Annotated in this window: 15 protein-coding genes; 6 read left to right on the top strand and 9 right to left on the bottom strand. The window is 37.6% G+C overall.

What is annotated here, in order from left to right:
• The first annotated feature begins 10 nt into the window (after positions 1 to 10).
• From pdrM to ACLNCP_RS00965, 6 genes are all read left to right on the top strand, one after another.
• Positions 11 to 1,372, top strand: coding sequence for a sodium-coupled multidrug efflux MATE transporter PdrM (gene pdrM / locus ACLNCP_RS00990; RefSeq protein ID WP_424843899.1), 1,362 nt, complete (start codon positions 11 to 13; stop codon positions 1,370 to 1,372).
• Positions 1,373 to 1,526: 154 nt separating this feature from the next.
• A complete protein-coding gene (locus tag ACLNCP_RS00985) occupies positions 1,527 to 2,495 on the top strand; it encodes a thiamine pyrophosphate-dependent dehydrogenase E1 component subunit alpha (RefSeq protein ID WP_424843898.1) in 969 nt (322 codons plus the stop codon).
• A gap of 15 nt (positions 2,496 to 2,510) precedes the next feature.
• Positions 2,511 to 3,503, top strand: a complete 993-nt coding sequence (locus ACLNCP_RS00980) for an alpha-ketoacid dehydrogenase subunit beta (RefSeq protein WP_424843897.1) — start codon at positions 2,511 to 2,513, stop codon at positions 3,501 to 3,503.
• A 448-nt stretch (positions 3,504 to 3,951) separates the two neighbouring features.
• A complete protein-coding gene (locus ACLNCP_RS00975) occupies positions 3,952 to 4,995 on the top strand; it encodes a dihydrolipoamide acetyltransferase (protein ID WP_023948181.1) in 1,044 nt (347 codons plus the stop codon).
• Between the two features lie 45 nt (positions 4,996 to 5,040).
• Positions 5,041 to 6,744, top strand: coding sequence for a dihydrolipoyl dehydrogenase (gene lpdA / locus ACLNCP_RS00970; RefSeq protein ID WP_261033808.1), 1,704 nt, complete (start codon positions 5,041 to 5,043; stop codon positions 6,742 to 6,744).
• A 59-nt stretch (positions 6,745 to 6,803) separates the two neighbouring features.
• Positions 6,804 to 7,793, top strand: a complete 990-nt coding sequence (locus ACLNCP_RS00965; RefSeq protein ID WP_261011760.1) for a lipoate--protein ligase — start codon at positions 6,804 to 6,806, stop codon at positions 7,791 to 7,793.
• 74 nt (positions 7,794 to 7,867) lie between these two features.
• On the opposite strand, the gene xerS is transcribed toward ACLNCP_RS00965, so the two are convergent.
• The 9 genes from xerS to ACLNCP_RS00920 form a co-directional block, all read right to left on the bottom strand.
• Entirely contained in the window at positions 7,868 to 8,938 is a 1,071-nt protein-coding gene (gene xerS, locus ACLNCP_RS00960; protein WP_084926368.1) for a tyrosine recombinase XerS, read from the bottom strand.
• A 932-nt stretch (positions 8,939 to 9,870) separates the two neighbouring features.
• A complete protein-coding gene (locus tag ACLNCP_RS00955; RefSeq protein WP_424843896.1) occupies positions 9,871 to 11,421 on the bottom strand; it encodes a chloride channel protein in 1,551 nt (516 codons plus the stop codon).
• A gap of 16 nt (positions 11,422 to 11,437) precedes the next feature.
• Positions 11,438 to 12,217, bottom strand: a complete 780-nt coding sequence (locus ACLNCP_RS00950) for a ribonuclease HII (RefSeq protein WP_238095903.1) — start codon at positions 12,215 to 12,217, stop codon at positions 11,438 to 11,440.
• Entirely contained in the window at positions 12,204 to 13,055 is an 852-nt protein-coding gene (ylqF, locus tag ACLNCP_RS00945; RefSeq protein ID WP_020901132.1) for a ribosome biogenesis GTPase YlqF, read from the bottom strand. Before ylqF ends, ACLNCP_RS00950 begins: the two co-directional genes overlap by 14 nt.
• A 384-nt stretch (positions 13,056 to 13,439) precedes the next feature.
• Positions 13,440 to 14,549 carry a glycosyltransferase gene (locus ACLNCP_RS00940; protein WP_261052418.1) on the bottom strand — a complete coding sequence of 370 codons (1,110 nt, stop codon included), beginning with the start codon at positions 14,547 to 14,549 and terminating at the stop codon, positions 13,440 to 13,442.
• A 10-nt stretch (positions 14,550 to 14,559) separates the two neighbouring features.
• Positions 14,560 to 16,110 (bottom strand): lipopolysaccharide biosynthesis protein, encoded by a 1,551-nt coding sequence (locus ACLNCP_RS00935; protein WP_261052417.1) that lies wholly within the window; start codon positions 16,108 to 16,110, stop codon positions 14,560 to 14,562.
• Complete coding sequence (locus tag ACLNCP_RS00930; protein ID WP_238095894.1) at positions 16,111 to 17,073, bottom strand: capsular polysaccharide synthesis protein; 963 nt, start codon at positions 17,071 to 17,073, stop codon at positions 16,111 to 16,113.
• A gap of 5 nt (positions 17,074 to 17,078) precedes the next feature.
• On the bottom strand, positions 17,079 to 18,074 hold the full coding sequence (locus ACLNCP_RS00925) for a galactofuranosyltransferase (protein WP_424843895.1): 996 nt from the start codon (positions 18,072 to 18,074) through the stop codon (positions 17,079 to 17,081).
• A gap of 11 nt (positions 18,075 to 18,085) precedes the next feature.
• Positions 18,086 to 19,063, bottom strand: coding sequence for a glycosyltransferase family 2 protein (locus ACLNCP_RS00920; RefSeq protein ID WP_261052415.1), 978 nt, complete (start codon positions 19,061 to 19,063; stop codon positions 18,086 to 18,088).
• Positions 19,064 to 19,068: the final 5 nt, after the last annotated feature.

Below are 19,068 nucleotides of genomic sequence, written 5' to 3'. Positions count from 1 at the left end.
GAGAGCCTATATGTACCAAACCCATCATTTTAAAGACAAGTTTATCTTATTTTTAAAGATATTTTTCCCCATCCTGATTTATCAATTTGCCAATTATTCTGCATCCTTTGTTGATACGACTATGACTGGCCAATACAATACCATGGACTTGGCTGGTGTGTCTATGGCAACCAGTATCTGGAATCCTTTCTTTACCTTTCTAACAGGTATTGTGTCAGCCCTGGTGCCTATCATTGGTCACCATCTTGGTCGAGGCAAAAAGGAAGAAGTTGCGTCTGATTTTTACCAGTTCATCTATTTGGCCTTGGGTCTATCTGTGGTCTTGCTGGGGATGGTACTTTTCTTGGCACCACCAATCTTGAATCATATTGGACTAGAGGCACAAGTGGCAGCAGTAGCGGTTCACTATCTTTGGTTTTTATCTATTGGAATTATCCCCCTGTTGCTTTTTAGTGTCGTTCGTTCCTTGCTGGATTCTCTGGGCTTGACCAAACTGTCTATGTATCTCATGCTTTTGTTACTTCCTCTCAATAGCGGATTTAACTATCTCTTGATTTACGGGGCCTTTGGTGTTCCAGAACTGGGAGGGGCTGGTGCTGGTTTAGGAACATCCTTGGCCTACTGGGTCTTACTGGGAATTTCTGTACTGGTTCTATTTAAACAGGAGAAGCTCAAAGCCCTACATCTTGAGAAACGAATTCCGCTTAATATGGATAAAATCAAGGAAGGAGTTCGCTTAGGTCTGCCTATTGGGGGAACTGTCTTTGCCGAAGTGGCTATCTTTTCCGTGGTTGGCTTGATTATGGCTAAGTTTTCATCCTTGATTATTGCTAGTCACCAGTCAGCTATGAATTTTTCAAGTCTTATGTACGCCTTTCCTATGAGTATCTCATCGGCTATGGCTATTGTTGTTTCCTATGAAGTGGGAGCCAAGCGATTTGATGATGCGAAAACCTATATTGGTCTAGGAAGATGGACTGCCCTCATTTTTGCGGCCTTCACCTTAACCTTTCTTTACATTTTTAGAGGAAATGTGGCTAGTCTTTATGGTAACGACCCAGAATTTATTGATTTGACAGCACGCTTTTTGACTTACAGCCTTTTCTTCCAGTTAGCAGATACCTTTGCGGCACCGCTTCAGGGAATTTTGCGAGGCTATAAGGATACAGTTATTCCTTTTTACCTTGGTTTGGTTGGTTATTGGGGCGTAGCAATCCCAGTTGCTATGCTATTTGATACCCTAACAGATTTTGGAGCTTATTCTTACTGGATCGGCTTGATTATTAGTTTGGTTGTGAGTGGGGTTCTCTACCGTTGGCGTTTAACTGTGATTATGAAGAGATTTGAAGCTTTAGCAAAATCCAAACTATAAAAAAGTTTGTGAAAAAATATTCTTGATAAGAAAATCCCTTATTCCTATGGGGTTTTCTTTTTTAATTTGTGAAATTTTCTTTAGAAAAACTTTGACAGTATTTGCCAAAAACGGTAAAATAGTAAGGTAAGAAGAAAGTTAGAAAGGCAAGAAGATGTCAATTTTAGATAAAAATCTTTTGCTAGAGATGTTCCGTAAGATGGAAGAAATCCGTCGTATGGACTTAAAAATTGCGCAATTAGTAAAGAAAGGGAAAGTGCCAGGAATGACGCACTTTTCTGTTGGAGAAGAGGCGGCTAACGTGGGTGCTATGTTAGCTCTCAATCCAGATGATCTGATCACATCAAACCACCGTGGTCATGGACAAGCCATTGCCAAAGGAATTGACCTAAACGGAATGATGGCTGAAATCCTTGGTAAATACACTGGAACCTGTAAAGGTAAAGGTGGATCTATGCATATCGCCGATCTTGATGCTGGTAACCTTGGTGCCAATGGTATCGTAGGTGGTGGTATGGGAATCGCTGTTGGTGCAGCCCTCAGTCAACAAATGCAACATACTGGAAAAATCGTCGTTTGCTTCTTTGGAGATGGTGCGACCAACGAAGGTGTTTTCCACGAAGCAGTGAACATGGCTTCTATCTGGAACCTGCCAGTCATTTTCTATTGCATTAACAACGGTTACGGTATCTCTGCGGATATCAAGAAAATGACCAATGTAGAACATATCCATCAACGTAGCGCTGCTTATGGAATTCCTGGAATGTTCATCGAAGATGGAAACAATGTCATCGACGTCTACGAAGGGTTCAAGAAAGCCGTAGATCATGTTCGTGGTGGTAATGGTCCAGTCTTGATTGAAAGTGTAACTTACCGCTGGCTTGGTCACTCATCATCTGATCCTGGTAAATATCGTACGCGTGAAGAAGTGGAGTTGTGGAAACAAAAAGATCCAATCGAAAACCTCCGCAATTACCTTATTGAAAATAACATTGCAAGTGCCGAAGAATTGGAAGAAATCCAAGCGCAAGTCAAGGAAGCAGTAGAAGCTTCTGTTAAATTTGCAGAGGAAAGTCCATTCCCACCGCTTGAATCAGCATTTGAAGATATTTACGCAGACTAAGGAGAAAGAGATAAAATGGAAACAAAAACAATGTCCTTCCGTGACACCATTATCCTTGCTATGTCTGAGGAAATGCGTCGCGATGAAAATGTATTCTTGATGGGAGAAGATGTCGGTGTCTTCGGAGGAGACTTCGGAACTTCTGTCGGAATGCTTGAAGAATTTGGTCCAGAACGTGTCCGTGACTGTCCGATTTCTGAAGCCGCCATCTCGGGAGCAGCAGCAGGAGCCGCCATGACAGGACTTCGTCCAATCGTCGATATGACCTTCATGGACTTTTCTGTTATTGCCATGGACAATATCGTCAACCAAGCTGCTAAAACACGTTATATGTTTGGTGGTAAAGGTCAAGTTCCAATGACTGTCCGTTGTGCAGCTGGTAATGGAGTTGGATCTGCTGCCCAGCATTCACAGTCTCTAGAGTCTTGGTTTACTCACATTCCTGGTCTTAAGGTTGTGGCACCCGGAACACCTGCGGACATGAAAGGACTGCTTAAGTCTTCTATCCGTGATAACAACCCAGTTATTATCCTTGAGTACAAGTCAGAATTTAACCAAAAAGGGGAAGTCCCAGTTGATCCAGATTATACAATTCCACTTGGAGTCGGCGAAATCAAACGCGAAGGAACGGATGTAACAGTTGTTACTTATGGAAAAATGCTACGCCGTGTGGTTCAAGCTGCTGAAGAATTAGCAGAAGAAGGAATTTCTGTTGAAATTGTGGACCCACGTACCCTTGTTCCGCTTGATAAGGATATCATCATAAACTCAGTTAAGAAGACTGGTAAGGTTGTTCTGGTTAACGATGCCCACAAAACAAGTGGCTATATCGGAGAGATTTCAGCTATTATTTCGGAGTCAGAAGCATTTGACTATCTAGATGCACCAATCCGTCGTTGTGCAGGAGAAGATGGGCCGATGCCTTATGCACAAAACCTAGAAAATGCAATGATTCCAACAGTTGAAAGCATCAAAGATGCCATCCGTAAAACATATAATAAAGAATAGAATTACATAAGATAAGTTATGTAAAATAACGGTTGTTTTTAACTTTAGTAACTTGAGATATGTATTGTACCCAAGTTATTTGCAAATTTGCGATAGGAGAGAGTCGAATCGATGTTATTCGACGAACGACTTAGTAAGTCTACTAGGTTGACCGCCTAATAGCGGCAACCGTAGCAACTTGAGATACGTGTTGTATCCAAGTTGCTTGTAGAGTTGAACACGGGCTAAAAGCTCGGAAAAAAGATAAATCTCCTTGGCTTAATCGAAGCCATCGTCGATTTCCTATTTTTCAGTCGCTTTTGACGCCCTTTGTATCATTTAATTGAATTCGGACGGAGGTCTGCGAAAAAAAGATAGATTTCCTTGTGTTCATCGAACACATCGTCAATCTCCTATTTTTTCATTGCCCTCTGCGTCCTTAATATCTTAGTATAGAATTGGAGAGGTCATGGCTGATGACAAGCTAAGAGCGACTCCTGCGGCTAGAAAGTTAGCGGATGATTTAGGGATCAACCTCTACGACGTTTCTGGCTCAGGTGCAAACGGTCGTGTCCACAAAGAAGACGTGGAAACTTATAAAGACACAAATGTGGTTCGCATTTCGCCACTTGCAAAAAGAATTGCCCTCGAACATAATATTGCTTGGCAGGAAATCCAAGGAACTGGTCATCGTGGTAAAATCATGAAGAAGGATGTTTTGGCCCTGCTTCCTGAAAATATCGAAAACGATACCATCAAGTCTCCTGCTCAGATTGAAAAAGTGGAAGAAGTTCCTGATAATGTAACACCATACGGTGAAATCGAGCGTATTCCAATGACACCAATGCGTAAGGTTATTGCCCAACGCATGGTTGAATCTTACCTAACTGCGCCAACCTTCACGCTCAACTATGAAGTTGATATGACTGAAATGTTGGCTCTTCGTAAGAAGGTTCTTGAGCCAATCATGGAAGCAACTGGGAAGAAGACCACTGTAACAGATCTTCTTTCACTTGCTGTTGTTAAGACTCTTATGAAACACCCTTTCATCAACGCTTCATTGACTGAAGATGGCAAGACTATTATCACTCACAACTATGTCAACCTTGCGATGGCAGTTGGGATGGATAATGGATTGATGACTCCTGTTGTTTACAATGCTGAGAAGATGAGTCTTTCTGAACTGGTTGTAGCCTTTAAGGATGTTATTGGCCGTACCTTGGATGGTAAATTAGCTCCAAGCGAACTGCAAAATTCAACATTTACTATCAGTAACTTGGGGATGTTTGGCGTTCAGTCCTTTGGTCCTATCATCAACCAACCAAACTCAGCTATCCTTGGTGTGAGTTCGACAATTGAGAAGCCAGTTGTCGTCAATGGTGAAATTGTGATTCGCCCTATCATGAGCCTAGGATTAACCATCGACCACCGTGTCGTAGATGGTATGGCTGGAGCCAAGTTTATGAAAGATTTGAAAGAATTGATTGAAAATCCAATCTCAATGTTGATTTAAGAACCAGAGTATTCATTTTTAAGATATAGATAAAGGAAGGAAGACATGGCCTTAGAAGTAATTATGCCAAAAGCCGGCGTGGATATGACAGAAGGACAAATCGTCCAATGGAATAAAAAAGTCGGAGAATTTGTAAAAGAAGGAGAAATCCTTTTGGAAATCATGACTGACAAAGTCAGCATGGAATTGGAAGCCGAAGAAGATGGGTACTTGATTGCCATTCTCAAAGGAGATGGCGAAACTGTCCCTGTAACGGAAGTTATCGGTTACCTTGGCGAAGAAGGGGAAAATATCCCAACAGCTGGGGCAGCAGCGCCAGAAGCTAGCCCAGCACCTGCAGCAAGTGCCTCAAACGATGATGGTAAGAGCGATGATGCTTTTGATATCGTTGTGATTGGTGGAGGTCCTGCTGGTTATGTTGCAGCCATTAAAGCTGCCCAACTCGGTGGTAAGGTTGCTCTAGTTGAGAAATCTGAACTCGGCGGAACCTGCTTAAACCGTGGTTGTATCCCAACCAAAACCTACCTTCATAACGCTGAAATTATTGAAAATATCGGTCATGCTGCAAATCGTGGTATTGTGATTGAAAATCCTAACTTCACTGTTGATATGGACAAACTTTTAGAAACTAAATCTAAAGTTGTTAATACTCTTGTTGGTGGTGTTGCAGGACTTCTTCGTAGCTACGGAGTTACTGTGCATAAAGGTATTGGTACCATTACTAAAGACAAGAACGTCTTGGTAAATGGTTCTGAATTACTTGAAACCAAGAAAATCATCCTTGCCGGTGGTTCAAAAGTCAGCAAGATCAACGTCCCTGGTATGGAATCTCCACTCGTGATGACAAGTGACGACATTCTTGAAATGAACGAAGTGCCAGAAAGCCTTGTCATCATCGGTGGTGGAGTTGTCGGTATCGAACTCGGTCAGGCCTTTATGACATTTGGTTCAAAAGTAACTGTTATCGAAATGATGGACCGTATCGTGCCAGCTATGGATGCAGAAGTGTCTAAGAACCTTCGCTTGATCCTTGAGCGTAAAGGAATGACCATCTTGACTGGTACTAAACTGCAAGAAATCATCGAGGAAAATGGTCAACTTCGTATCAAGGTTGAAGGAAAAGATGATATCATCGCAAATAAAGCGCTTCTTTCAATCGGTCGTGTACCAGACCTTGAAGGTATTGGCGATGTTGAGTTTGAACTGGACCGTGGACGCATCAAGGTCAACGAATACATGGAAACTTCTGTTCCAGGAATTTACGCACCAGGTGACATCAACGGAACTAAGATGTTGGCGCACGCAGCCTTCCGTATGGGTGAAGTTGCTGCTGAAAATGCTCTTAAAGGAAATCATGCTGTAGCCAAGTTGAACTTGACTCCTGCAGCCATCTACACTCTCCCTGAAGTAGCAGCAGTAGGTTTGACAGAAGAACAAGCCCGTGAGAAGTACGATGTAGCCATTGGTAAGTTCAACTTTGCTGCTAACGGTCGTGCTATTGCCTCAGATGCTGCTCAAGGTTTCGTAAAAGTCATTGCAGATAAGAAATATGGAGAAATCCTTGGTGTTCATATCATCGGTCCTGCAGCTGCAGAATTGATCAATGAAGCATCGAGCATTATCGAAATGGAAATCACTGTTGAAGAAATGTTGAAGACTATCCACGGACACCCAACCTACTCTGAAGTGATGTACGAAGCATTTGCGGATGTTTTAGGAATGGCTATCCATTCACCTAAGAAAAAATAAAAGAAAGATAGACTAGACTGGAAAATATCTTTCCAGTCTCTATCGTATAAAGGGATATCATGAAATACATTATCAATCATTCAAACGACACTGCCTTTAATATTGCCTTGGAAGAATACGCCTTTAAACACCTTTTGGATGAGGATCAAATCTTCCTTCTTTGGATCAATAAACCATCTATCATTGTTGGTCGTCACCAGAACACTATCGAAGAAATCAACCGTGATTATGTTCGAGAAAATGGTATTGAGGTGGTCCGCCGTATCAGTGGTGGTGGAGCTGTTTACCACGATTTAAATAACCTCAACTACACGATCATTTCAAAAGAAGATGAAAACAAGGCTTTTGACTTTAAGAGCTTCTCAACTCCAGTTATCAATACTTTGGCTCAACTTGGGGTTAAAGCTGAGTTCACAGGTCGTAATGATCTTGAGATTGATGGCAAGAAATTCTGTGGCAATGCCCAAGCCTATATCAATGGCCGTATCATGCACCACGGTTGCTTGCTCTTTGACGTTGATTTGTCAGTCCTCGCAAATGCCCTTAAGGTTTCAAAAGATAAATTTGAATCAAAAGGTGTGAAATCGGTTCGTGCTCGTGTGACCAATATTATCAATGAATTACCAGAAAAAATCACAGTCGAAGAATTCCGTGACTTACTCTTGGAATACATGAAAAAAGAGTATCCAGAGATGACAGAATACGTTTTTTCTGAGAAAGAATTGGCTGAAATTAATCACATCAAGGATACTAAGTTTGGTACTTGGGACTGGAACTATGGTAAATCACCTGAATTTAACGTCCGTCGTGGAACAAAATTCACCAGTGGTAAGGTTGAAGTCTTTGCTAATGTTACTGAATCAAAAATCCAAGACATCAAGATTTATGGGGATTTCTTTGGTATTGAAGACGTTGCTGCAGTAGAAGATGTCCTTCGTGGAGTGAAATATGAACGCGAAGATGTCCTTAAAGCTCTAGAAACTATTGATATCACACGCTACTTCGCTGGTATTAGCCGTGAAGAAATCGCTGAAGCAGTAGTTGGATAAAAAGAAAAAAGAAGTTGGTTGTAGGACCATCTTCTTTTTACGAGTTTTTATTTACATAATTTATTTTATGTATTTTATAAACTATCCAAGGCATTTTTTTGTTCATCATTGACGATATGGGTATAGAGGTCAGTGACTTGTGTGCTGGCATGTCCTAGCTGGTGACTGACCAAAACTTGCGATTTAGTGGCATCATAGAGCCTAGTTGCTAGGGTATGTCGTAGTTTATGAGGTGTTACACGGACTTTGAAGTCCTCAGAATACTTAGCAACCATTTTTTCAACGCTGGAAGCATCGATACGATTTGGAACACCTCTATACAAGGTTAGAAAGAGGGCTGTATCTGTTTTTTCCGTCTTATAGCGTTGATTTCGAATGGCTAGATAATTTTCTAAATAAGGTTTTGCAAAGGCAGCGACATTGACAGAGTCACGTTTCCCCCCTTTTCGAGTGACATCGATAACCATCATTTTTAGATTGAGATCTCTTAGATCTAAATTAACTGCTTCAGACAAGCGAACACCAGACGCCAAGAGAAGGGCGATAATGGCCAAATCACGTTCTTTATTTTTATTAAATGAAGATAGGGCGCGATTTGAAAGTTGTTGTGGATACTCTTGGTCAATATAAGTTAGAAAACTTTCTGTTTCATCACCTAAAAAAAGTTTTTGCTTGATGTTTTCAGCTCTGGCAGCAAGTGTTTCTTTCTTTTTCTTTGTTGAAACTTTCTTCATTACATTACGATAAAAATAAGGCTCTCCCTGATCGTTTTCAACCTCCTCGGTCAGATATTTGTAAAGACTAGAAAGTGCTGACAAAGTCCGATTGATGGTTGTCTGAGAAACTCCTTGCTTGGTTGTATTAGCATTCAGCAAAGGACGTTCACGTAGGTAAAGGATAAAGGATTCCATGTCTTTCTTAGACATATTTTCCAAGACAGATAAAGAAATATCAGATATTTTATCGGCATTTGAGATACCAGACTCTAAAACCCAGCTGAAAAATCGATCATATTCCTTGAGGTATTCGTACAAGGTTGTAAAACTGTAAGGAACAGCAAGCTTAGATTGGTAGTATTCAAGAACATACCAGGGCATGATTTGTTTTAGTTTGTCGATTCGTTCCAGTAAAATCTCACGTTTCATGTATTTCTCCATAAATAAGTCTACTAGTAGTATAGCATAGACTTATTTATTTTTCAAGAAAATTATAGTTTTTCGGAAAGATGTTATAGAGCTTTTTAAAAAAGACTTAGATCAAATAGATAGTACAAATAACTAAAAAATTTTTTTCGTCCAAAATTGCCTAAAATGTACCTTATCAAAGTGAAAAAATGTACACTGTAACAAAAGTGAAATTCAAAACCTTATTAAATCAATGTTTTTAGGCTTGCAAGGGGTTTAAAAGGGGCTGATTCTGTACAATTACGCATCTAAGCTACTGGATCAAAAAATGTACTTTATTCAACCTTAAAATAAAGTACATTTCGATTATAAAGTACATTTTTTAGAGAGTGTACATTACGTCTTAAATCCAGCTGTATCAAGGGTTTATTCCACTGTCTAAGGAAAAGTACAAAAATTTCCAGTTTTGTACAAAAATAGCTAAAAATGTACGTTATCAAAAAGTACCAAAATTCCAGTTTTTTTTGAGTTGTACTATTGTGAATCATTATCTAGTGCTTTTTCTAGTTTCCAAATACTAAACCAGAATGAAATGGTCAACAGAATAAGGAAAATAAAAAAGAGATTATCAGTAACGATACTTCTGTTCATTCTACATAACTGAAGAGCTATATAAGGAGCTATGAGATACAAAATAGATTGTATAATTGCTATTGTTGTCTTTTTCATGATTTTAATCTTACTGTACAGATTTGATACAGTAAACTCCTTTCTAGCTTTATGCTTTATCATTTCTAACTTGGTTATAGTCTTATTTTTACCAAAGTTCAATTATTTGTATGTGAAATATCTTATCTGTAAAAAATAACCGATCTCATTGCTGAGAATCGGTTTTCTAATATATTTAATTAAGAAGTTTATTTTTTACATAACATAAATTATGTAAAAATCTCCTACAACAACAAATCTTTGACTTTCCCAATTTCACTTTTTGGAATAACTAGGTGAATCATATCACCGAGATACATTCTGGTTGAGCCGTTAACTGTTTGGCTCTTGCCATTATGGACTTGAGTGGTGATGAGTACGTTATGTGGCAAGTTGAGTTCGTGTACTTGTTTTCCTGCTATTTTATCTGAAACAGGGATTTCAATGAGAGTGACTTCTCCTTCATCTGTCGCTTCTTCTGGCAGCATTTTTTCCAACATAGCCTCATAGACTGGTGCACCCTTGAGTAGATCCATGATGATGTAGGCGACCAAGGTTACTAATCCAAGTGGCATGAGGTTGCGAATATCTCCTACCATCTCAGTTACGAGTATCATAGCAGTTAAGGGAGCCTTAGATATTGCTCCAAAATAGCCACTCATTCCTAGAATGACGAATATAGGGAATTGCTCTTGACTGACAAGTCCAAGATTGACACAAATAACACCAACTAGAGCTCCAAGTAAGGAGCCCAGCGCCAAAATTGGTAGGAAAATTCCTCCTGGAAGGCCACTTCCATAACTAATCATGCTCCAAACAAAGCGAATCAAAAAGTAAGCTAATAGAACTTGGAAACTAAAATCTTGCTCAGTTAAGGAAAGAACCAGCTGATTTCCACCACCAAGGATTTGGGGTAAGAAGATGCCGACTGGTATGATGAGAATAAAGGCTAGAATTGGGTAATAAGCTCTATCCAAAAGGATTTTTTGACCAAGCCAATCATACACTCTTCCGACGTTCAATACAGCTTTCTCATAGACAAAACCGGAAAGTCCTAGAAAAATTCCCATAAGGAGGTAAATCCAATACTGATCCAAGGTCATGAGAGGGATATTATCAGGCATGTCTAGCACTGGCGTTAGACCAAATATGAGTAGTGAGACAAAGTTTGCTACGAGACTAGCTGCGAGAGTTGAGACCCAGAAAAAGCGTGAAAAATGGTGATAAACTTCTTCTACCACAAAGAGAAGTCCTGCAATCGGTGCATTAAAGGCTGCAGCTAAACCTGCTGCAGCTCCACTAGCAATCAAGGAGCGTTCCTCTACTGGACTGGATTTGAGCCATTTGGCAATGCCTTTACCACCAACTGCTCCAAGTTGAATACTTGGCCCTTCTCTACCTAGCATAAGGCCACTGGCAATAGCAAGAATCCCTAGAATATATTTTTTCCATAGGACACTCCACCAGTTAAGAGTCATGAGTCCTTTTAATTCGGCTTCGACTTGAGGAATTCCTGAACCCTTGATATCTTTTTCCGATCGAGTCAATTTCGCACTGAGCCAACAAACTATTAAATAAAATAGACCAATGATAAAAAGATTGCGCACTAAGTGCGCTTGTTCTTGATAAAGTCCTTGTATCAGGTGGAAGCCTTTTTCGATTGAAAACCGAAAGGATCCGACGATGAGCCCGACAACGAGTCCCACAATGATTCCTCGTCCAACTTGGGATAGTATGGTGCTTGAGGCAAAGGCAAATTCTTTCTTGGAACTGAGTGTTTCTGACTGTTCCTCCATAATCATTCCTTCTAACTTAACTTTCTTTTTCTCCTGAAACCAGTGATTTAACTGGTTCAAAACTGATTCGGTGAATCGGGGTAACTCCTAATTTTTCAAGTCCTTCTAGGTGTTTAGCAGTTCCATATCCTGCATTAGTAGCAAAATCATAGCCAGGGAACCGCTGGTCGTATTCCTTCATCAATTCATCACGTGTCACCTTGGCTACTATTGAAGCCGCTGCAATCGAGAGGGAATTGGCATCTCCTTTGATGATAGATGTTTGTGAAATGGGCAACTCCAGTTTCATGGCATCAATTAAGAGGTGTTCAGGTTGCGGACTGAGCTGGGAGATTGCTTCCTGCATAGCCAGTTTGGTTGCTTCATAGATATTGACTTGGTCAATGACCTGATTATCCATGATACCGATTCCGATTGACAAGGCTTGGTTTTGAACGGCTTGGAAAATTTCCAGATGTTTCTTTTTAGGAATTTTCTTGCTGTCGTTGAGACCTCTAATCTTACAATTTTTAGGTAAGATGACGGCTGCAGCAACTACAGGCCCAGCTAGAGGACCGCGGCCGACTTCATCAACACCTGCTATCAAGGTCAACCCTTGATTGAAAAGTTCTTTTTCGTAGGAAAGCATGGATTCCAAACGAAGATCCTCATCCAATTCTGCCTGAATGGCTTTTTTACGCTTGCTGATTTCCTTTTGAACTCCAGAGCGATTATCCTTTTCAAGTTCTAAAAAAATAGGGCTTTCTAACTCCTTGACTGTTGCAAGGAGTTCTTTGATTTCTTTAATCGTCGCCATCGAGGTCTTCCAATGTATCTAAGGTATAGTTACCGAGTTTGCCATCGCGGACTTCCTTCACGAAGAGACTGTAAAAACGATCATAGTCGTCACGGAAACCGAGAGCACGGGTCATATCCATAATAATAACAGGCGCTTCTTCTTCAATTTTCATTTGTTTGAAGCGTTCAGCCAGCTTTTCTGGATAATGTTCTTTGAAATAATTGATACCAAAAATGGTCACCTCATCCATAGGAAGCAACTGGTCTTTGATAGCTCCAGTCAAGGCCAGTTTCAGTGCAACAGTTTCATCCTCAAATTTAGGCCAAAGAATCCCTGGCGTATCTAAGATTTCCAAGTCTTTGTTGGTTTTAAGCCATTGTTGCCCCTTGGTAACACCTGGTTTGTTGCCGACAACGGCAATCTTCTTACCAGCTAAACGGTTCATGAGAGTTGATTTACCAGCGTTTGGAATCCCAATAATCATGGTACGCAAGGTTTCAATCTTGATACCACGTTCCTTCTGACGAGCAATCTTATCAGCCATGAGCTTTTTAGCCGCGTCTGTTACAACTTTTACAGTCACTTGCTCTTTGGAGTTGATAGCCAGCGTCTGGATTCCCTGTGATTCAAAATACTGACGCCATTCCTTGGTCATTGCTGGATCAGCCAAGTCCGCCTTGTTTAAAATCAAGAGTTTTGGTTTATCACCAACAATCTTGGTCAACATAGGATTTTGACTAGATAGAGGTAAACGTGCATCCACCAAAATCGTCACAAAATCAACAAATTTTAAATTCTCCTGCACCTGTCGACGCGCTTTAGACATGTGACCAGGAAACCATTGAATTGTAGCCATAATATATCTCCTTCGGATTGAAAAAATTGTAAAAACGTTTTCTTTCTTGCCTTCTATTCTATCATAAATTATTCTTTTTTGCATAAGCTTTTGTCTAGAAAAGCTATTTTATTAAGGAAAATTGAATGCAATCTCATTTTTTAATATATTAATTTTCAGTAAATGCCTATCTCTAATCCATGAGATTATTAAATATAAAATTAGTCGTATTGCATTCAATTAAGTTAATTAATCATCTGATAAAATAATCAAAATATATTTTTATGAAATATCATTTAGAAGTACTATTAAAACATACCTAATTTTATTTATGAAACTACCGGATAATGGTCTGATTGAAATGAAATTAGAGAAGACATGTTTGTCCTCTCCATCAATTATTTATCACTCCTCAAATAACTTCTCTAACTGTCTAGTAGCAAATTTAATTTCATAGCCATGTTCACTAATTTTTTTAAGAACATACTCATTATCTAATATACGTCCATCTTTGACCGACAAAATCTTATCCGCCCATTTTTCAAGAGAATCTTTCAAAGACAAACTGTTATCATAGTTATCTAGTATCCTTGCGTCTGGTAAATGCTTTGCTGTTACAACAGGTAATCCATTTGCTTGCGCTTCAATGAGTACAATTGGCAATCCTTCAAAATTAGATGGGAAGAAGAACACATCTAATAAATTTAGCATTTTTCCGACATTAGTGGTCAATCCTGTAAAAATGACTTTATCTTCTACACCATATTCTTTTGCCACATTTTCTAAAAATGCAGTATCACCTCTTCCGATAAAAACTAAACGGGAATTTGGTTCTTTTTTGACGATTTCAGAAAAGACCTTAATACAGAAACTTTGATTTTTTTGTTTCTCATTTAAGCGGGAAACTTGCCCAATGACCAAACAATTTTCAGGGATCTGATACTCCTTTCGAAGTTGGGTTTGCATTTCTTGATCATATAAAAACTTCTCAACTTCAATGGCATTATGAATAACCAAGGCTTTTTTTCTTTCTTGACCATGATAAAAATGGTTCAATGCTTCTGTTCCACAGGCCCAAAAATCTGTTGCATATTTTCCGACAAAAAGTCGATTAATTGGGTGAATAAAACGATAAAATTTATCTGCTGTCGCACAATGTCCATGAACGATTCTTTTTTCTATCCCATATTTCTTTGCTAATTTTAAAAATTCTAGATGAGTCAGGCCGTTTTGATTGGACCATAAAATATCATAACGATGAGCATTCTTCTTAAAAAAATCATCCCATTCTTTTAAGGCTTGCTGGATATGAGGTCTTAACTTGGGGATTCTATGAACGACTAGAGGATTGCGACAAAGCTTTTTAAAATGATCACTAAATTCAACATCTTCAGGACCTTGTAGTAAAAATTCCAGTTCAAATTCAGAGGTATCAATATGGTTATAAAAATCTAGAACAATTTTTTCCAAGCCACCAACATCTGGAACCAGACCACAAACCAATATTCTTTTCATTGATTTCTCCTTATTTTTTTAACTTTAATACTTTTTGAATCATCAGTATGATTTGTCTACCGCCTTCATGATTTCTAAATAGGAAAACGTAGACACCCAATACTATCAAATAAAGGACGATTTTGATGATCAAACCGAAAATGAAATCTAGCTGAGTTAAGAGGTAGTTATCCAGCAAACTCAAAAGTAGAAAGCTTATCCCTGCGACAGTGAAATCTTGTAACAATGTTTTAAAAAAATCCTTTGAGGAAGCTTTCAATCCATACTTAAAGGCGCTATAGGGTTCATACCATGTACAGGTCAAGACTGTTGAACAAATCGTACCCAATAAAATTCCAGATACCCCTAAATCTAAAATCACTAAAAAGTAGAGTGAAAGGGAAATATTTAATAAAATCTCGACGATAACTTTTTTATTTTGCTCATAACTTAATCCATAAACTGAAATCAACGTTAGAATCGGTCTTCTATAAAAAGTTAGGAAAAAATGAAGGACGATCAAAATCTCAATCGTATAATTAAATGAAAAACTCTCACCTAACCAGATAGTCATAAATGGATGAATGAACATTAAATAACCTAAGCTAGCAAAATAAATCAGGCTAAAAGTAATAAACTGGAATTTTTTTAGGAATTTAACCATATCTGCTACTGTCGTAGACTCCGAATGGACTAAGTTACCTACGGAAGAAACAACTGAATTAATCACAGTATTTAAAATCAGTGAAAGAAATCCTAAAACATAGGTATAATTCCCGTAAATACCTATAGCTGCTAAGCTGACAAAACTTGCCATTAGAATACTATCTGTTTGAAAAACAATCGTTTCTCCAATACTACCGACTATATTTCCTTTGATATTTCGGATAAATTTTCCTTTTTCCTCCTGATTAATGGGTGTTATCTCATTCTTAAACAAGTAACCATACAATCTATCTACAATCCGCGACATGATGATATTCCCTATAAAATTCATGATGATACTGATCAATAGATAAAAGATATAATTTTTGGTAAAGAATAAAATTCCGATTTGCAAGCATACGCGAAGAGTATTTAATCCAAAGTCAATCAAAGTCATCATATAATTACGCTGATCGACATAAAGCAAGGTTCGTTTATAGGAGAAAAAATAGCTAGAAGCAGAATTAAAAACAAAGAGGAAAAAAATCAAATATACTTCACTGTTTACCGTATAATCCTTTATCATATAAGGAAGAAATAAAGAAAGTATAGCGCCCAGTATAAAAATAGAAAAGCCAATGATTCTATATAATTTTTTGAAGAGAATCATAAAGGCATTGATTTTTCCATGTTCTTCTCTGTCTAAGGGTCCATATAGTGCATAGCTCATGGCTCCAGCAACCCCTAATTCTGCCAAAGACAGAATGGAAACTAAGCTAGACAAATAATTGTTTAATCCTAGATAGGTTACCCCAAGTAAATTGATAAAAATAGTTCGATTGATAAAGCCAAGAAGGACTTGAAAAGGTTGCAATGCCAGAGCAATACTCGTATTTAAGGTGGCAAATTCGGTTCTACTTTTTTTCGTGTATTTCATCTATTCCTTTAATTTTCCTTGTAAAAGTTGATCGAGATAACTTCCTGGAAGGACTTCTTCTTTCTTGATTTTATAAGTCGTTTTCATAATCGGTGTTGTTTTTAATACTTCTTCCCATTCTTTTTCATCAAAAAGATCATGGGCATGGTCTCTTAAAAACCAAACACGCTCAGCTGGTGCTAGAATAGGTAATCTATCCACTAAGTTTTCAAAATAAGGATTGCACTTATATTCGGACAAAATAAAATAATCCATCATCAGGTAATGAATAAAGACTGGATATTTACGAACATAGTAAAGATATAAATCCCGAATATGTTTAAAATAAGGCTTTCCTTTTTTTCCTGCTAGAAAGAAACCTGCCCATTTAAAGTCACCAACAGTTCGTTCCATTTGATTTGTTCCTATAGGTGGATGATTCAGAGTAAAGAAATCACCTTCAAACATTTCTAAAGTTGCATAGGGAGATACAAATAAGGTTGCATCCATCCAAATTCCACCGTATTTGTATAAGAGACTAAAACGAATAATATCGGAATAATGCGCAGCTGATAATTTTTTTTTCTTGTATTTGTCGGTGATGTCTGATGGAATATTGATGAAATCCGCCAGATTTTCATCCGTCAACAAATAGAATTCACAGTCATTTCTTTTAGCGAAGTCTTTTATGGTCTTCGTTGAAGTCTGGACAGTCTCAGGCATTTGCGCTTCTCCTTGTTGCCACATTGTCCAAATTATTTTCGGAAATTCTGTTACTACTTCTTCTTTTTCATCCATCAAATCATCTATTTGAGCTTCTTTACGTAATTTCAATACAAAATCAAAAAGAATCTTTTTACGAAAATCATAGTACTTTGTCTCAGACTGTTGCGCAAGATAATAAGCTAGAGTTGGTTTGAGACCATAATATTTTATAATCGTATGATATCGAATGATTTTTTCTTGTAAGGTTTGGAATTTCATAAACTCTAAAATTTCCTTTCACATTTTTCTAAAGCTTTTTTTAGAAAATATCCGTTACGAAGTTTCTCTCCTGCTATTTTACTATTTTTAATCAGCTCTTGAAAATCTTCTTCATCAATCGTGTTTAAACAATCTGCAATTTCAAATAATGAATCAACAATGATTCCACAATGGTTTTTTCCTACAAAATCAGCCAGAGCAGATTGGCTCCATACAATAATCGGAAAACCAGATGCTAAATATAGAGAAGCTTTATGCGGGTTATTCATCTTTAAATACTCTCCATACATCCCACTACAAGTATGGGGGCTATCTCCGTCCCATACCAAACCAAACCCACCTTGCAGCTGATTGGGCAGTTCATCTGGAGTGAATGCTCCCTTATAGTGAACATTATTCGGAAGATGTTCAGACTCAAAGTTGATTCCATAAACTTCAAATTCGGGTTTTTCAGGTAATTCGCGAGCATACCTTGTTTTACGAATATCAAAATTACCAGCTAGTAAGATTTTATCTTTATCATAGTTTTTATCTTCGTTAAAATTAGGAATTAAATAGTCAAATATATCTAACGGAACAATTTTATCTTTATTAATTCCCATTTTTACTAGTTCAGCCTTCATTTTATCATTATGTGCTATGATTCCATCTACTCTTTCTAAAACAGTTTTATTTTGTAAAAAATGGATGATAGAGTATTTAAAATCAGAAAATGATGTAATTTTTTTATTTCTCAGAGATTCAATATCATGAACAAGTAAATACGCTTTAAAACTTCTTTTCTTTAAAAACTTCATACGTATTTGTTTCTTCAGTGACTGCCACAACAATGGAAATTGAAGAATAATAACATCATTTTGATTTAAATGATTGTTCTTTTGACTTTCTGTTAAATAATACTCTCGATAGCCATTATCCAACATAATTTTTTCAGCATCCATTCTCGCTTTGGGTCCTGCGTGATTTGCTTTTACATATGTTTCTTTTAAAAAATACTTCACTCTTACTACCCCTATCGAATTTTTTTAACTACATATTCCTGCCAACGCCATTGTAATCCTCCAAGAATATGTGAGATATTAACAATATGTTTGGGAAATAGTAAATAGGCACGAATTAAAAATGATCTTTTTGAACTTTTAGCATATCTATTTAAATAATTGCGATATTTATCTTCATAGGCATTACCTTCAAAAATACGGTAATCTATTACGTGCATCAATACTAGATTAAACAATCGGCGATAAATATAACTTAGTGCTTCCTCATCATCATCGTAATATTTTTCTACTTTATCACAAATCGTAAACAAATCTAAATTTTTAAGATTGAATTTCCGATTCATAGTACTTCCTGGACGCAATCGATAATAATATCCCGCATAATTAATTTTTACCATATTTCGTATCTGCTTTAATATTCCAATTCCACTATAAACATCTTCATAAATTAAGCCTTCAAGAAATGGGAAATTTATAATCACTTCTCTTCTAAATAGTTTAGCAACTGGATTTAAACGTACAATATTATCCCTACAAAGAGAAACCAAGGCTTCTTTGGTATCTCCTCTAAAGACTATCCCTATATTTTCTTCTGTTTTAAGTTTCAAATCTTGTTCATTATGAGTATACCAACATTCTACGATATCAATATTTTCTGAGGTCATCTGTTTCATTAGTTGCTCAAGCATGTCTTCTTTAATGACATCATCACTATCTACAAAAGTAAGAAATTCACCTGTAGATTCCTGCATACCTCGGTTTCTGGCAACACTCTGCCCTTGATTCGTTTGATTAATTAAGCGGAAACGGGTGTCTCTTTTACAGTATTTCTCACAGATTTCTTTAGATCCATCAGTTGATCCATCATTGACTAATATTACTTCGAGATTCTTATATGTTTGAGATTGAATATTATCTAAACATTCATTTAAATATTCTTCAACATTATAAACTGGTACGATGATACTAATTAATTTTTTACTTTTCAAATTAT

It is taken from the genome of Streptococcus sp. CL6.35 (assembly GCF_049737915.1).
GTDB lineage: Bacteria > Bacillota > Bacilli > Lactobacillales > Streptococcaceae > Streptococcus.
This window is presented reverse-complemented; position numbering and strand designations above follow the sequence as displayed.

Excerpts from the sequence above, each read along its gene's own strand:
- lpdA (WP_261033808.1), top strand. The coding sequence starts at position 5,041 with ATGGCCTTAGAAGTAATTATGCCAAAAGCCGGCGTGGATATGACAGAA.
- xerS (WP_084926368.1), bottom strand. The coding sequence starts at position 8,938 with ATGAAACGTGAGATTTTACTGGAACGAATCGACAAACTAAAACAAATC.
- ACLNCP_RS00930 (WP_238095894.1), bottom strand. The coding sequence starts at position 17,073 with ATGAAATTCCAAACCTTACAAGAAAAAATCATTCGATATCATACGATT.
- ACLNCP_RS00940 (WP_261052418.1), bottom strand. The coding sequence starts at position 14,549 with ATGAAAAGAATATTGGTTTGTGGTCTGGTTCCAGATGTTGGTGGCTTG.
- ylqF (WP_020901132.1), bottom strand. The coding sequence starts at position 13,055 with ATGGCTACAATTCAATGGTTTCCTGGTCACATGTCTAAAGCGCGTCGA.
- ACLNCP_RS00950 (WP_238095903.1), bottom strand. The coding sequence starts at position 12,217 with ATGGCGACGATTAAAGAAATCAAAGAACTCCTTGCAACAGTCAAGGAG.
- ACLNCP_RS00965 (WP_261011760.1), top strand. The coding sequence starts at position 6,804 with ATGAAATACATTATCAATCATTCAAACGACACTGCCTTTAATATTGCC.
- ACLNCP_RS00955 (WP_424843896.1), bottom strand. The coding sequence starts at position 11,421 with ATGGAGGAACAGTCAGAAACACTCAGTTCCAAGAAAGAATTTGCCTTT.
- pdrM (WP_424843899.1), top strand. The coding sequence starts at position 11 with ATGTACCAAACCCATCATTTTAAAGACAAGTTTATCTTATTTTTAAAG.
- ACLNCP_RS00980 (WP_424843897.1), top strand. The coding sequence starts at position 2,511 with ATGGAAACAAAAACAATGTCCTTCCGTGACACCATTATCCTTGCTATG.
- ACLNCP_RS00975 (WP_023948181.1), top strand. The coding sequence starts at position 3,952 with ATGGCTGATGACAAGCTAAGAGCGACTCCTGCGGCTAGAAAGTTAGCG.
- ACLNCP_RS00935 (WP_261052417.1), bottom strand. The coding sequence starts at position 16,110 with ATGAAATACACGAAAAAAAGTAGAACCGAATTTGCCACCTTAAATACG.
- ACLNCP_RS00985 (WP_424843898.1), top strand. The coding sequence starts at position 1,527 with ATGTCAATTTTAGATAAAAATCTTTTGCTAGAGATGTTCCGTAAGATG.